Source organism: Streptomyces sp. DS1-CR2 (assembly GCF_055760475.1).
In genome coordinates this window covers 7782404-7796300 of sequence record NZ_CM147085.1, presented here as the reverse complement: position 1 = coordinate 7796300, position 13897 = coordinate 7782404, and the positions used below count along the sequence as shown (strand labels likewise).

The following is a 13897-nucleotide window of genomic DNA, read 5'->3' as shown; positions in this document are numbered from 1 at the left end:
GGCATCAGTACCAGTCAGGGTTGGGTCGGACAATGCGGATGTTCTGCGCACCTTCGTGCTTCTCTGTGGCGTTGATCCGGCCTTCGAGACTGACATTCTGATACGAGTCGGTGTGCTGGGTGTACTTGATCTCACCGTCCGGCATGACCGCCGTGACGATCGCCGCGTGGTGCGTGGTGCCCTTCTCGATGGAGTCGTTGGGGCCGGCCTGCTCGTAGTAGAGGATGTCACCCGGCTTCACATCGGCGCGCGAGACCTCCTGGCCGCCGTGGCGCAGCATGAAGTTCTGGTTGTTCTCGGCAGCAGTCCAGTTGTCCGAGTAGGCCAGTTTCTTGTCGACCCAGTCGATGCCTGTCGGGTTGCCGATCATCCAGCTGTCGTCGTCGGTCGTGCCCTCCCAGAACGACGTCTTCTCCTGCATCCCCGCGGCGTGCAGCGCGTTGGAGACGAAGTTGGTGCAGTTGTTGCCGAAATCGGTGGGGTCGCCCTTGTCCCAGTTGTCCAGGGCGTACTGGACCAGCTTCACGCGGTCGTACTTGCCGTTGCCACGCAGGTCTGTGCGCACGTCCTCCGGGATGCCGTCGAGATTGGCGATGAGGACCGGCTCGGCCAGCATCATGTCCTTGCGCTGCTGGGCAGTCAGACCGCCCCACCACTGACGGACCGTCGTCGGATCCTGGTCGACGGGGATGTCGGCGGCCAGCATCTCCATCTGCACGTGTGAGGCATGGGTCTGCAGTTCGTTGAGCGCCTTGTCGGGGTCGGTCAGACCCGTCTGGTTCGTGAGCTTGGTGAACTCGGCGGCAGCCAGCTTGTCGGCAGTGGTCACCTGCTCGACGGCCTGGTCGATGAGGTCCTGCACCTGCGAGCGGTACGGGCCCAACTCCTCGGCCTCGGTCCGGTTGTGCACCGGTGGGCCGGTGATCGTGCCGTCGGCCCCGATGGTCAGGCCGTACTGGTCGGCGAGTTGCTGCGCCTCGCGCATGGTGCTGTGGGCGGTCTCGATGGCAGTGGTCATGCCGTCGGCGACCATGTTGACGGCGAGCAGGATGTCGTAGGCCACCTCGAACTGGTTGGCCAGATTTTCGAACTTGCCCGCGGCGGCCTTGCCGACCTCGTCGGTCCAGTTCTCGGCGAGCGGCTTGACCCCGTAGTCGCGCAGGTCCTTCGCGGCGGACAGCGCGTACCCGGCCAGGGAGTGCCATTCGTCCGAAGCCGTCTTCCACTTGCTCGGGCGGGCGTTGTTGATGCCTTCGTACGAAACCACGCTCACGCCTTCCGCAGATCCTCGACGGCGGCACGCAGCCGGGCCTCGGCCTCGAGGTCCGCGCCACGGTAGCCGTTGGCCGAATCTCTCAACTTCGCGCTCAGATCGCCCATTTGCCTGGCGAGGGACACCATGTGTTCCTCCCAGTTCAGGGCACACACCTGAAGCTGGACCGGGCTCAGCCAGCCGTTGCCGTAGTGAGCGGTGTACACCTCGTCACTGGTGTCGAGTGCGTGGCTCAGGCGCTTCATGGCATCGCGCGACAGAGTCTCGGTGTCGTCGGCGGCGCCGTGCACGCCCTTGTGCTTGATGTCGATGTCCGGACGGCCCCCGCCACCGCTGTCAGGGGCGGCCAGCTGATTGAGCCGCATCTGCGCCGACGGCCGATCGGATGCGCCGGCCGCGTTCCGGTGCCGCTCCGCCACCTCGGCTTTCAGCTGTTCCCACTCGTCCCACGCCATGAGCGTCCCCGTCCCCCGTACGTACTCGTCCACCTACGCGCCCGCGGCGACCGCGGACTGCCCAAGTCCTCAACGCTGTACATCACCGGACAACCGCCAACCAATCAAGCTAGCAGGCCCCGGTAATGAACACGCCAAATCCCTTGGCGGGTGACATGCCCCCGCTGTGAAGGTTTTCGGGCGACTATCCCCTCGGTGACCCGGGATTCCGGCTCGGCGAGGAGGCCGCCACGGCGTGAACGGTGGGTCGAGGGCCGCTCAGAGAGCGTCGGCCGGGTAGGTGACGTCGATCATTTCGGCGGGGATGCCGAGGGCGTTGTGCAGGATGCGGCGCAGTACGTCCTTGGGTACGAGGCAGTCCTCGCAGGTGCCTGCGTCGGCGGTCACTGTGATCCGCAACCGGTCGCCGTCCTCCCGGGCCTCGAGGTGGAAGCCGTCGGCCTCCAGGGGCGCAGCGGCCTGCGCCAGCGCGTGGGTGTCGAGCATGTCGGTACTCCTTGCCTATGTCTTGCGTACGACGGGGACGGACGTGCCGGACCAGGCGCCGAAGACCCGCGCGACCATCGACATCGCGGCGCCGTGGGCGCCGGTGACGAGGACCGGGATCGACTCCGGGGAGGGCAGGAAGCGGACGAACTCCGTGCCGCCGGGCGCGTCCGGGGCGGTGCCGGTGGCGTACCGGACCCCGTTGTCCTCGCCGACGCCGTCCTTGCCCGCCCGCCGCAGGTCGGCCACGGTGCGCCCGGCGTGCTCGTACAGCCAACGCTGCACGTCCGCGCGGCCGTAGCCGGCGCCCGCCAACAGGCGGGCGTGGTCCGGGCCGAGGAGGACGGCGCAGGACGTGGTACGGAAGATGATCGAGCCGGTGGCGGACATGGCGTCGGCCAGGTCCCAGAGGACCTGTTCGGCGTCGCCGGTGTGGCGGTTGTCGACATAGGCGCTCGTACGAAGGAGGGTCACGGTCACGGCGTCGGGGGCGTCGAGTCCGGTGCTCGCCGCGAGCGGTTCCCAGGGGCTGTCCTCCTCGTTCTCGCCGACGCACAGGCTCCAGCGTCCGGGCACCCCCTGGGTGGACTGTTCGAGGCCGTGCGGCCTGAGGCCGAAGACGTTGCGGATGATCAGCCCGATGGCGCGGGCGACGGTGGCGTTGGCGCGGAAGCCCGGGCCCAGGGCGCCGCCCGAGGAGTTGAAGCCGAGCTCGGTGCGTACGGGCCCGTTGACGACGATCAGCGGGGACGGGCCCGACGTGGACTGCCAGGCGCCGCCGCGCGCGGCCCGCTCGAGCATCAGCGCCTCCCAGGCCGCGAGGACCACGGGGAAGTGCTCCGGTGCGCAGCCGGCCGACGCGGCGTTGACGGCTGCGAGTTCGACGGTGCAGGTGCGGCCCAGGTGCTCCATCTCGCCGATGATTTCGGACGGTTGGCGGGGGGTGGTCGCCAGGAAGCGGTCGACGAGCGCCGGTGTGGGCGGCACCAGCGGCAACCCGTCGGACCACCCGTGCTCGTAGGCGTACTCGACCGCCCGCCGGGCCTCTTCGGCGTCGAAAGCGACGTCGATCGCGGGCGTCACGCTCATCGGCCGGCACCTCCGCTCAGTCGGTCCGCGACCTTCGGCAGCAACACCCGCGCCCGCTCGGCCACCTGTCCCGGGTCGAGGACGGCGACCGGGTGGGAGGTCGTCAGGTACGGGAAGTCGGCGTCGCCGTTCAGCTCCGCCATCGCGTCGGCGCTTACGGCGAACGCGTCCGAGCAGATGACCGCCGTGGGGATGCCGTGGCGTTCGAGGAGGATGCCGTCGGCGATCGCGGAGCCGCTGCACGAGCCGCAGTCCCCCACGCCGGTGACCACCACGTCGCAGCGGTCGGCGAGTTCACGCAGGAGTTCGCCGGAGACGGGGCGGGCGAAGTCGTGCTTGGTGTACGGCACGAGGCACGCGGCGCCGTGCTCGGCGGTGAGTAGCGCACCCAACTCCCGCAGCAGTAGGGCCGCGTTGTGCTTGGTGTTCTCGAGCAGTCCCACGCGCGCTCCACGCAAAGGCACGCCCGCGAGACGCGGGGCGGGCTCGTCGTGCGTGGCGGAGTCGGCGGGGGAACTGCCTCCGGTGGGGTCCAGGATGGTGCTCGGCACCGATACCTCCCTGGTCGGGGCGCGGTCAGGTGGGGCCGTCGCCGTTGCCGAGCGTCCTCAATGAAAGACGCTTGCCTCGACGCACGTTCATCTATTCACAGACAATACTCGGGCGCCGTCAAGAGGTCGGGCGCGCAAGATCCGCGACGTTGTGGTGGTTCGCCAGGGCCGCGAGCTCCGCGTCGTGCCCCCCGATCAGCTGACGCACCCGGAACCGGGCGAGCGGCCCGAGCCCGTCGTACACGGCGACGAAGACGTCACGAGCCGCCGCCAACGGCCAGTGCCGCGGCAGCAGTTGCGGCGGCAGCGCCGGGTCGTGCGCCATCAAAAGCCGCCAGTCCGTGATGAGTTCGGTGCGTGCGAGCAGCGCCTGGGACGGGCTGACGTCGCCGCCCTCGGCCCGCCTGCGCCACACGCCCCACCGCTCGGCGAACCGCTCGAAGGCGGCGGCCTGGGCGTCCAGGTCCCAGGCCGTCAGCGGGTCGCCGCCGGCCGGGGTGAGCTCAGAGGCGGCACCCGCGAAGAGGGTCGCGGTGCCCACCCCCAGGTCGGCGAGGACGTCGCGCACCTCCTCCTCGCGGCCGTGCGGCGAGACCCATACCCCGTCGTACAGCGGCGCGTAGCCGAGCCCGCGGAGCTGTTCGCGCAGCGCATGGCGGGTGGCGCGGTGCTGCTCGGGGACCGAGAACGCCACCAGGGACCAGCGTCCGTCCCACTCCACCCCCGCATCGCCGGCCCCGAAGGCCGCGATGCGCCGGCCGGTGTCGGCGAAGTGCTCGGCCGAGCGGGCGCTGAGCCGGTAGTAGGTGCGGCGGCCACGCTTGTCGACATCGAGGAGGCCGCGGCGGTACTGGCGGCTGAGTGCGGCGCGCGCGGCCACCTGGCTCACCCCGAACTCACCGAGCAGGGCGACGAGTACGGCGGACGGCAGCGCCTCGGCGCGGCCGAACCAGTAGTCGCCGAGCAGCATCATCAGCAGGTGCTGCGGCCCACGGGCCCGTCCTGCGGCCTCGGCGGAAGGGGCGTCGAGAGCGTCGGCTGCGGCTGTGTCGGTCATGGTGCTCAACGTATCCGCCTCCCAGCCGGCTCCGGCCGGCCCCCGCGAACCCGCGACAGCCGTCGGCCAGAAAAACTAGACGTACTGATTGACATACGTCACAGCCTACGTCTTCCATGAGCGAGACGTCGTCCCCTCCGCAGCACGACCGGACCTGCACGAGAAGGGACCATCCCCGTGCCCCACAGCTCCGCCCGCTCCGGCGGCGGCTCCGAAGCCGCCGACCTCGTCAACGCCCGCATCGACCGCATGCCCCGCTGGGGCCTGAGTCGCGCCGCCTTCGTGATCCTCGGGCTCGCCTACTTCATCGACATCTACGACATCACCCTCATCGGCTACACGCTCACGGCCATGACCAAGCACTTCGGCCTGAGCACCGCCGAAGTCACCGTCATGCTCACCGGCAACGCCGTCACCACGGCGCTCGGTGCCTTCCTCTTCGGCTCGCTCGGCGACCTCCTCGGCCGCCGCCGCACCTACCTGCTCGGCATGGCCGCCCTCGGCACCACGGCCGTGCTCTGCGCGCTCGCCTGGAACGCGGAGTCCCTCGTCGTGTTCCGCGTCGTCACGGGCTTCGCCACCGGCGGCGGCCTGGCCGTGTGCACGTCGTACGTGCAGGAGTCGTCGCCCGCCGAGCGGCGCGGCCGCTACGTATCCCTCACCGTCCTCGCCTCCAGCGTCGGCGGCCTGGCCGCCGCCTTGCTCTCCGGCTGGCTGGTGCCCATGAGCGCACAGGGCTGGCGCTGGGTGTACGGCTTCGGCGCGCTCGTCTTCGTGCTGATGCTCGGCGCGCAGCGCAGCATCCTTCCGGAATCCGCGCGCTGGCTCGCGCTCAAGGGCCGTACGGAGCAGGCGAACACGATCGTCGACGGCATGGAGTCCCGGCTGCGGCGGGCCGGGCACACCCTGCCCGAGCCGGTGGTCGAGGCGAGCGAACAGGCCCCCGCGCGCTTCCCCGTCGGCGCTCTGCTGCGCCCTCCGTACCTGCAACGGCTCCTCGTAGCCGCCGCGTTCTGGTTCGGGGTGCAGTGGTCGGTGCGGGCCACCACCACGTTCCAGCCCACCATCCTCGGCCAGTACGGGATGGACCTGTCCACGGTCGCCGCCGTCACCAGTGTCGGCCAGGTGGCAGGCATCGTCGGCTACGTGCTCACGCCGCTGGTCGTCGACCGGCTCGAGCGCCGCACGCTGATCGTGACCGGCCTGCTGATCGCCACCGCCAGCACCGTGGTCATCACCGCGGGCGGCGGCAGCGTGGCCGCGTACCTGATCGCCGCCGTGATGCTGCACGGCTTCGCGGCCCTCATCTTCGTGCCCGGGTACAACTACGCCGCCGAGATCTTCCCGACCCACGCCCGCACCACCGGCGCCTCGCTGGCCGGAGGCATCGGCCAAGTGGGCGGCATCGTACAGTCGTTGGTCCTGGTGCCGGTGGTCGCCGGCGCCGGAGCGGCCACGTCCCAGCTGCTCATCGGATCCGGCTACGCCTTCGCCGCGCTCGTCGTCTTCCTGCTCGCCATCCCGACCACCGGGCGGGCGCTCAGCGCGATCAGCCCCGCCTCCGGCTCCCGGCGCAAGGCCGGCCCCGTGTCCTCCTCCGATCGCGACCGGGAACATCCGCCGGTCGCCGGGACCCCCTGAGCCCGTTTCCCCCTCGCCGTGCCGATCCTTGGAGGCTCCATGCCCCACGCATCCACACCCCAGGACTACGACTACATCGTCGTCGGAGCCGGAGCGGCGGGCGCCACGCTCGCCGGCCGACTCGTCGCCGCCACCGACGCGCGCGTGCTGCTCCTCGAGGCCGGACCCGACTGGCGCACCGCCACGCTACCCGAGGCCTTCCGCACCCCACGCCTGAACCTCGACCCTCTGGCCCACCCCGATTTCTGGTGGCAGAACATCACCAGCATCCGCAATCCGGCCCAGGAGGAGGGCCGTTACGCCCGCGGGCGCGGAGTCGGCGGCACCTCCAACGTCAACGCCATGTACGCGATCCGCGGGGTGCCCGACGACTACGACGGCTGGGCCCGGCACGGCGCCGAAGGCTGGTCGTACGACGACGTGCTGCCGCACTTCGTCCGGCTCGAGGACGAACTCGACCACCCGGACCGCCCCTACCACGGCAGCGGCGGCCCCATCCCCGTCGGCCGCACCCCGCAGGACCGGTGGAGCCCGCTCGACCTGGCCTTCGCCGAGGCCGCGTCCGACTTCGGATACGCGTGGTGCGAGGACCACAACGCGCCCGGCACCACCGGCATCGGCCCGTTCGCCCTCAACATACGCGACGGCCGCCGGGTCACCCCCGCCGACGGCTACCTGGAACCGCGCCGGGACCACGCGGGCCTCACCGTCCGCGGTCACGCCCAGGTCGCCACCGTCACCCTGGACCCGGCCACCCGCACGGCCCGCGGCGTGGTCCTCGTCGGCGGGGAGGAGATCCGGCTCGCGCCCGGCGGCGAAGTACTGCTGTGCGCCGGCGCCGAGCACTCCCCGGCCCTGCTCATGCGCTCCGGCATCGGACCCGCCGCGCACCTGTCCGCACTCGGCATCGACGTCGTCGCCGACCTGCCCGTCGGCCGCCACCTGCAGGACCACGGAATGCTCATCGTGCCGATCCCGACCCGCGCCGACCTGCCCTGCGACCCCGACGTGCCGGTCACCAACGCCATCCTGCGCTACTCGTCCGGGCTCGGCGGCGCCGGCGAGAACGACATGTTCCTGGTCCCCAACAGCGGCATGTACGACAGCGGGCGCCGCACGAAGGGCCAGGGGATGCTCGTCTCGCAGCAGGAACAGGTCTTCTCCCGCGGCGAGTTGCGGCTGCGCACCGCCGACCCGCTCACCCCACCGCACATCGAGCAGCGGGTGTTCACCGACCGGCGGGACTTCGCGCGCATCGAGCAGGGCCTGGAGCTGATCGCCCGCTTCGCCGACCACAAGGCCGTGCGCAGCCTGCTCGAAGGGCCCGCCGACATCCCCGGCCCCGAGCGCATCCTGCCGGACGCCACCGACAACCGGCACATGTCCGGCACCTGCCGCATGGGCGCCCCGGACGCGGCGGACGCGGTCGTCGACCCCGACCTGCAGGTACGCGGAGTGAACGGCCTGCGCGTCGTGGACGCGTCCATCTTCCCGGACACACCGCGCGCCAACCCGCATCTGACCGTCGTCATGTGCGCGGAGCACGCGGCCGCCCGGATCACCGGAGGAACGACGTGACACCGCCGCCCATGCCCCGGCGCCGGTTCCTCGGCTTCGGTGGCGGCCGGGCCGGGTGATCGCCGGCGACGGCCTGGACGTGGTGCCGCTTGACACGGGCGCCTGAACCGAGACGTCACGCGGCCGGTGCGGCGGCTTCCCGCGGAGCCGCATCGGGACCGGCCGCGCCCGTGCGTGGGCCACCTCGTCCGTAACTCCTCAGGTAGACGGCGCCGCAGATCCCGGCACAGACCGCCGCTGCGGCCGCGATCCACCAGTACGCGACGAAGCCCGCCTCGGACGGCAGCTCGCCTCCGGGCAGTCGGTTGGCAACGAGCAGCGCGCCGAACAGGGCGCCCGAGAGGGAGCCGCCGACGCCCTGGGACAGGATCGGGGCGATGCCGTAGACGCGGCCGACGTGCTGCGGCGGGATGTCCTCGACGTACATCAGGGCCCACACCGGTCCGATCAGTGCGGTGCCCGCGCCGATGACCACGATGCCGGTGACGACGGCGGCGAGGCTGCCGTGCGAGGCGATGAGGAGCAGGTAGCCGAGGGCCTGCACGGCCGGGCCCGCGACCAGGAAGACGCCTTTGCCCCAGCGGGCGGTGAGCCGGCCGACGAACGGGCCGAAGCCCAGCATCATCAGCTCGGCGGGGAGGATGAGAAGCGCGGCGGCGAGCCCGGATCGGCCCAGGCCGCCGAGCCCCGGCACGGGCGGCATCTGGATGAAGGTGGCCGTGGACGCCATCGAGCCGAAGATGGCGAAGCCGACGAAGACCGACGAAATGTTGGCGATGGTGATCGGCCGGGAGAAGAACACCTTCAGGTCCACCAGGGGTTCGCGGGTGCGGCGTTCGACCGCCACCCACACCGGGAAGGCGAGGACGCCGACCGCGCACAGGCCCAGGAACCTGCCCGAGCTCCAGCCCCAACGGGAGGCGTACGAGAAGGCGACGACCAGCGCGGCGACCGGCACGATGAACCCGATGGCGCCGGGCAGGTCGACGGACCGTATCCGGCTGTCCGCAAGGGTGGGAGTCGCCGGTACCAGGACGGCGACCAGCAGGAAGCCAAGGGCGGGGACGGCCGCCGAGATCCAGAACAGGGTCCTGAAGCCGTTCGGCTCGTCCACGAGCAGGGCCGCCAGGATGCCGCCGCCACCCGCACCCGCGAACAGTGACGCCGCCTTCACCGGCAGCCCGATGCGACGCAGCGCCGGGGTGAAGTGTTCGTTGACGATGGCCGAGGTCATCGGGGTGGCCGCGGCGCCGACGCCCTGCAGGCCGCGGCCGAGCAGCAGCGTCGGCAGGCTGTCGCTGAGCGCGGCGATCGCGCCGCCGACGACGACGCAGGCCACGGCGGTGAGCAGGATCTGCTTCCGCCAGCCGCGCACGTCGGCGAGCCGGCACAGCGAGGGGATGAACAGGGCGCCGGTGAGGAGCGTGGAGATGGTGACCCACACGGCCTGCACCTCGTCGAGTCCGTACTCCCGCTGCACCTGCGGCAGCAGCGGGACGAGCATGTTGGTGCTGACGGCATAGCCGAGTGTGACGTACACGAACACCACGAGGACGGCGTGCATGCGACGTGCCGAGTACGGTGCGTTCACGGTCGCTCCTTTGCGAAGCGGGCCGGTCTCAGACCGGCAGGACGAAGACACGCTCGGCGTTTGTCTGGAAGAAGGCGCGCAACTCGTCGCGGGGGAAGGGGAGTTCGTCCTGGGTTCGGACCTCGTCGGCGACGTACTGGTACGGATAGTCCATCGCGTACATCACGCGGTCCGCGCCGAGCACCTCGTGGACGAAGCGGATGGCGGGCTGCCAGGCCATGCCGGAGGTGGTGACCCACACATTGCGGCGCAGGTAGTCGCTGGGCGTGAGTTCCAGCGGCGGCATCGCCTCGTAGCGCCCGGCCTTGACGCTGGCGGCGTGCATGAAATCGATACGCGGCAGCCAGAACGGCAGCGCCTCCCCGAGGTGACCGACGACCACGCGCAACCGCGGGTGGCGGTCGAAGACGCCGGAGGTGATCAGGCGCAGCAGGTGCATTCCGGTCTCGACGGCGAAGCCGTAGATCGCCCCGTCGAGCCCGGCCTCCAGGAGGGGGCCGATCAGGCCCTTGGAGGGCGTGTTGGGGTGGAGGTAGATCGGGGTGTCGAGGTCCTCGGCCGTCGCCAGGATCGGGTCGAAGCGCGGGTCGTCCAGGTACGCGCCCTGGGTGTGGGAGTTGACGATGACGCCGCGGAAACCGAGGTCGCGGTGGCCGCGGACGATCTCCGCGGCGGCCTTGCCGGGGTCCTGCGGGGCGATCGCGGTGAGGCCGGTGAAGCGGTAGGGGTGCCGGCGGCAGGCCTCGGCGAGCACGTCGTTGGCGTGCTCGGCGAGCGCGGTGGCGCGGCCGGCGTCGAAGACCTGCACGCCGGGCGAGGTGAGGGAGAGGATCGCGCGGTCGATGCCGGTGGCGTCCATGTCGGCGATGCGCCGCTCGCCGAGGTCGACGAGGCGCTCCTGCAGCAGGCGGGCGCGCGGACTGTTGCCCGCGTAGAAGCCCCACAGGCTGGTGAAGCCGGGGTCGTCGGCCTCGCCGGATGCGAGCAACTCACGGTAGGCGGTGAGGAGTTCGGGGGTGGCGAAGGCCTCCTCGGTGGCGATGCGCAGGTAGCCGCCGTCGCCGCCGGTGGCGAGTGTGGGGTGGTGGCTCATTACTGCTTCCACTCCTCTGCGGTGACCGGGTGCGGATAGTGGAAGGGGACCACGGCCGTCGAGGGCCACAACTCGTGCGGCTTCTCGACCAGTTCGTCGGGGCCGACCGGGTTCTCCGGGTAGGCGACGCTCTCCGACACGAAGTGCTGCTCGCTGCGGGCCCAGCCGGTCTCGAAGTCGGCGTGCCACAGCGGCTGGTAGTTCAGGCGCCGGATCTTCCAGACGCCGCCCTCGCGCACGTACTCGTTTTCGTAAATGCCGCCCTCCCACCACTGGTCGCGGCGGCTGCGCTGCTCGCCCGCGGCCTTGACGGTGTAGTGGGTGCCGGCCTGCATGAGGGTGCGCATCCGCACCTTGGCGCTGTCACCGTCCTCGGAGATGGTGATGACATCCTGCAGTTGCGGGTGATCGAGCAGGAAGCCGTGCATCGGGCCGTTGCGCCCGTCGGTGAACGTGGTGCGGAAGCGCTGGATGTAGAGCCGTTCGGCGCCGGCACGGCCGCGGTAGATACCGCCCATGAAGACGATCTCGCAGTCCTCGCTGAAGAGCTCGACGACCTCGGAGTACAGGGTCTTGTCGAGGTAGTAGCCGTAGGCGTGCTGGAGGTTGCGGACGGCGAGCAGGGATTCGACGCGGTCGAGGCGGCGGGCGAGTTCTTCGAGGGTGGGCGTCATGACTCCTCCGTGGGTGCGCGGTGGGCGAGTTCGGCGGCCGTGATCCAGTTGCCGTGCAGGCCGTAGGGGATACGGAGCGGGAAGCGCAGGGTGGCGACGGGCGGGGCGGACATGTCCCGGGCGTCGAGGACGAGCAGGTCGCTGCGGTTCTCGGCGAGGCGGCCGACGACGGCGAGCACATAGCCCTCGCCCTCGGCGGCACCGTCGTGCGCGGGGACGAAGAGCGGTTCGGCGACGGAGGTGTGGTCGCCCGCGTAGTGGGTGGTGGTGGCACCGGTGCGGTGGTCGACGCCCGCCACCCAGCGGAACCCGCCGCCCGGCCGCTCCTCCCCCGGCACCTCATACGCGGCCATCACGCCCCAGTGGTACGGGAGGGTCTCGTAACGGTCGTCCATGCGCGGGAATTCGCCGGCCGTGCCCGTCAGCCGCTGCTCGGTGAAGCCGTCCTCGGGCGCGGCCTGCGTGTCGACGGTCCAGCGGGACAGGAAGCCCTTGGTGCGCTCGGGGTCGTACGGGGCGCCGGACAGGTCGGGGAAGAAGGGGAAGTAACTGGACTCGGAAACAGGCGTGTCGATGTGGATGTGCCGGCCGTCGTCCCAGGCGCCCATGATGTGGCTGGAGAACCGGTTGGCGGACCGGTACCAGCGCACATCCCGCGCGCGGCCCTTGCGCGGCAGCACCCCCAGATACACGTCCTTCGACGGGTCCCAGGCGAAGATCGGCCCGCCGGCCTGCAACCGGTCCATGTCGCTGACCAGCGGGATGATCGGGAAGATCACGAAGTTCTGGGTGACGGCGAAGTCGTGGACCATGCTCGCGTACGGGGCTTTCAGCCAGACCTCGTGGACGATGCGGCCCTTGGCGTCGGCCTCGTAGTACGCGATGTCGAGCGTGGTCTCGCCCTTCGCCGCGTACCCGAAGAACACCATCTCGCCGGTGTGCGGATCGAACTTGGGGTGTGCGGTGCAGGTTTCGGAGGTGAGTGCGCCCTGGAAGGTGTCCTCGCCGAGGGTCTCCAGGGTGTCGGGGTCGATACGGATGGGCGGGCTGTCCTCCTTCGCGGCGAACAGCTTGCCGGCGTGCCAGAAGACGTTGGTGTTGGCCAGGCCCCGACGCATGCCGCGCACGGAGTCGTCGTCGGTGAAGGCGTTGCGGTAGGCGCCGAACAGCGCCCGCCTGGCCTCCTGTTGGGCGACGAAGCGAGGTGTGCGGACGTAACGGCTCTTGAAGTCGACGTGCCCGCCCCTGAACCGCATCGACATGACCATGCCGTCGCCGTTGAACTTGATGTCGTCGCCGAGCAGCGGTGGCCACTGGTGGTCCGCGACGACCCTGAAGTACGTGCCGTCGAGCTGCGTGGGCACCTCGCCCTGCACACACTCGACATCCGTGATGTCTGCCTCCACTCGCATCGGGGCGTTGGCGCCGGAGAACGTCGGAGTGTCCGGGAAACGGGGCGCAGGCATACGCAACCTCCAAAGGGCATGCAGGAGCGGTGAGTTCAGGGGCGCAGCGGTTCGGTGGGGCCTGGATCTCGCGGCACCTTTGGGTGACCTCCGTCACAGCAAGATAAACAGCAGGTTTCTTGCGGCCGCAACGAACCCGCCTAGCATTCCTGTATGCGGAAATCACCGACCGTACGGCCGTCCGGCGTGGTACTGCAGTCGGCCGACCATGCGCTGCGTCTGGTCCTGCTGGTCGCCCGGCGCGGCTCGGTCACCCTGAGCGAGGCGGCCGCGGAGCTCGGTGTGGGCGCGTCCACCGCGCACCGGTTGTTGAGCACCTGCAAGCAGGCCGGGTTCGTACGGCAGGACCGTCCCGGCACGCCCTACCTCGCAGGCCCCGCGGTCCTCGAGCTCTCTCTCGCCACCACGGCGGCGATCGGCCTGCGCGATGCCGCCGACGCCGTACTGCGAGACCTCTGTGCCGGGGCCGGCGAGACGGCCGCGCTCGCCATCCTCGAGGGGCCCCGCGTCCGCTTCGTGTCCTGTCTGGAGGGCAGCGGCCCCGACCGGGTGGCCTCCCGCGTGGGCAGGGTCCTGCCGGCCCACCGCACGGCGGTGGGCCGGGCCATGCTCGCCTGCTACGACGAGGACGAGCTCCGGCGCCGGATCCCCCGGCTCCTTCTCGAGGAGGACGGCGGCGACCTGGCTGGGCTCCTGCGTGACCTCGAGCGGATCCGTCGGCGCGGCTGGGCGGCCGCGTTCGGCGACAGCGACCGCTCCGTGTCGGCGCTCGGTGCCTGTGTCCGCACCGGCACGGGCGAGCCCCGCGCCGCGGTGGGCCTGGCGGTCCCCCGCCCCCGGCTGTCCACGGGTCAGGAGGCGAGGCCACTGGCCCCGAAGGTGGTCGCGGCCGCGGCACGGATCGAGCGGCGCCTGCGCGGGGCGGGGCACTGAGCAGGCGCGT

13 protein-coding genes are annotated in these 13897 nt (G+C 70.9%); 3 read left to right on the top strand and 10 right to left on the bottom strand.

The features are described from left to right. Positions 1-4 precede the first annotated feature (4 nt). The 6 genes from ACY0PA_RS36420 to ACY0PA_RS36395 all read right to left on the bottom strand — a co-directional run bounded on the left by ACY0PA_RS36420 (position 5) and on the right by ACY0PA_RS36395 (position 4911). A complete protein-coding gene (locus tag ACY0PA_RS36420; RefSeq protein WP_473081662.1) occupies positions 5-1273 on the bottom strand; it encodes an amidase domain-containing protein in 1269 nt (422 codons plus the stop codon). After that, positions 1270-1728 carry a hypothetical protein gene (locus ACY0PA_RS36415; RefSeq protein WP_473081661.1) on the bottom strand — a complete coding sequence of 153 codons (459 nt, stop codon included), beginning with the start codon at positions 1726-1728 and terminating at the stop codon, positions 1270-1272. Before ACY0PA_RS36415 ends, ACY0PA_RS36420 begins: the two co-directional genes overlap by 4 nt. 258 nt (positions 1729-1986) lie before the next feature. Further along, the gene (locus tag ACY0PA_RS36410; RefSeq protein ID WP_473081660.1) at positions 1987-2214 is read right to left on the bottom strand and encodes a hypothetical protein; all 228 of its coding nucleotides are present in this window, start codon (positions 2212-2214) and stop codon (positions 1987-1989) included. 15 nt (positions 2215-2229) lie between these two features. Further along, positions 2230-3303, bottom strand: a complete 1074-nt coding sequence (locus tag ACY0PA_RS36405) for a hypothetical protein (protein WP_473081659.1) — start codon at positions 3301-3303, stop codon at positions 2230-2232. Next, positions 3300-3854 (bottom strand): UGSC family (seleno)protein, encoded by a 555-nt coding sequence (locus ACY0PA_RS36400; RefSeq protein ID WP_473081658.1) that lies wholly within the window; start codon positions 3852-3854, stop codon positions 3300-3302. Before ACY0PA_RS36400 ends, ACY0PA_RS36405 begins: the two co-directional genes overlap by 4 nt. A 118-nt stretch (positions 3855-3972) precedes the next feature. Continuing rightward, positions 3973-4911, bottom strand: a complete 939-nt coding sequence (locus ACY0PA_RS36395) for a PaaX family transcriptional regulator (RefSeq protein WP_473081657.1) — start codon at positions 4909-4911, stop codon at positions 3973-3975. Between the two features lie 177 nt (positions 4912-5088). Here ACY0PA_RS36395 and ACY0PA_RS36390 point away from each other — a divergent pair, with 177 nt between their 5' ends. Both ACY0PA_RS36390 and ACY0PA_RS36385 read left to right on the top strand, forming a co-directional pair. Continuing rightward, positions 5089-6552 (top strand): MFS transporter, encoded by a 1464-nt coding sequence (locus ACY0PA_RS36390; RefSeq protein ID WP_473081656.1) that lies wholly within the window; start codon positions 5089-5091, stop codon positions 6550-6552. 39 nt (positions 6553-6591) lie between these two features. Next, positions 6592-8130, top strand: coding sequence for a GMC family oxidoreductase (locus tag ACY0PA_RS36385; protein WP_473081655.1), 1539 nt, complete (start codon positions 6592-6594; stop codon positions 8128-8130). 115 nt (positions 8131-8245) lie between these two features. On the opposite strand, the gene ACY0PA_RS36380 is transcribed toward ACY0PA_RS36385, so the two are convergent. Genes ACY0PA_RS36380 through ACY0PA_RS36365 form a run of 4 tightly spaced genes read right to left on the bottom strand, consistent with a single transcriptional unit; the run spans position 8246 to position 12954 of the window. Further along, positions 8246-9721: an MFS transporter gene (locus ACY0PA_RS36380; RefSeq protein WP_473081654.1), complete on the bottom strand. Its 1476-nt coding sequence runs from the start codon at positions 9719-9721 to the stop codon at positions 8246-8248. Positions 9722-9749: 28 nt separating this feature from the next. After that, entirely contained in the window at positions 9750-10814 is a 1065-nt protein-coding gene (locus tag ACY0PA_RS36375) for an amidohydrolase family protein (protein ID WP_473081653.1), read from the bottom strand. Continuing rightward, complete coding sequence (locus tag ACY0PA_RS36370; protein WP_473081652.1) at positions 10814-11488, bottom strand: nuclear transport factor 2 family protein; 675 nt, start codon at positions 11486-11488, stop codon at positions 10814-10816. Before ACY0PA_RS36370 ends, ACY0PA_RS36375 begins: the two co-directional genes overlap by 1 nt. Beyond that, the gene (locus ACY0PA_RS36365; RefSeq protein ID WP_473081651.1) at positions 11485-12954 is read right to left on the bottom strand and encodes a carotenoid oxygenase family protein; all 1470 of its coding nucleotides are present in this window, start codon (positions 12952-12954) and stop codon (positions 11485-11487) included. The genes ACY0PA_RS36370 and ACY0PA_RS36365 overlap by 4 nt, the downstream gene beginning before the upstream one ends. Positions 12955-13107: 153 nt before the next feature. Here ACY0PA_RS36365 and ACY0PA_RS36360 point away from each other — a divergent pair, with 153 nt between their 5' ends. Continuing rightward, positions 13108-13887 carry an IclR family transcriptional regulator gene (locus ACY0PA_RS36360; RefSeq protein ID WP_473081650.1) on the top strand — a complete coding sequence of 260 codons (780 nt, stop codon included), beginning with the start codon at positions 13108-13110 and terminating at the stop codon, positions 13885-13887. The last annotated feature ends 10 nt before the right edge of the window (positions 13888-13897 follow it).

What these genes read in the sequence shown, in the direction of transcription:
- ACY0PA_RS36415 (WP_473081661.1), bottom strand. Translation starts at nt 1,728, where the DNA reads ATGGCGTGGGACGAGTGGGAACAGCTGAAAGCCGAGGTGGCGGAGCGG.
- ACY0PA_RS36360 (WP_473081650.1), top strand. Translation starts at nt 13,108, where the DNA reads ATGCGGAAATCACCGACCGTACGGCCGTCCGGCGTGGTACTGCAGTCG.
- ACY0PA_RS36395 (WP_473081657.1), bottom strand. Translation starts at nt 4,911, where the DNA reads ATGACCGACACAGCCGCAGCCGACGCTCTCGACGCCCCTTCCGCCGAG.
- ACY0PA_RS36375 (WP_473081653.1), bottom strand. Translation starts at nt 10,814, where the DNA reads ATGAGCCACCACCCCACACTCGCCACCGGCGGCGACGGCGGCTACCTG.
- ACY0PA_RS36385 (WP_473081655.1), top strand. Translation starts at nt 6,592, where the DNA reads ATGCCCCACGCATCCACACCCCAGGACTACGACTACATCGTCGTCGGA.
- ACY0PA_RS36370 (WP_473081652.1), bottom strand. Translation starts at nt 11,488, where the DNA reads ATGACGCCCACCCTCGAAGAACTCGCCCGCCGCCTCGACCGCGTCGAA.
- ACY0PA_RS36410 (WP_473081660.1), bottom strand. Translation starts at nt 2,214, where the DNA reads ATGCTCGACACCCACGCGCTGGCGCAGGCCGCTGCGCCCCTGGAGGCC.
- ACY0PA_RS36405 (WP_473081659.1), bottom strand. Translation starts at nt 3,303, where the DNA reads ATGAGCGTGACGCCCGCGATCGACGTCGCTTTCGACGCCGAAGAGGCC.
- ACY0PA_RS36365 (WP_473081651.1), bottom strand. Translation starts at nt 12,954, where the DNA reads ATGCCTGCGCCCCGTTTCCCGGACACTCCGACGTTCTCCGGCGCCAAC.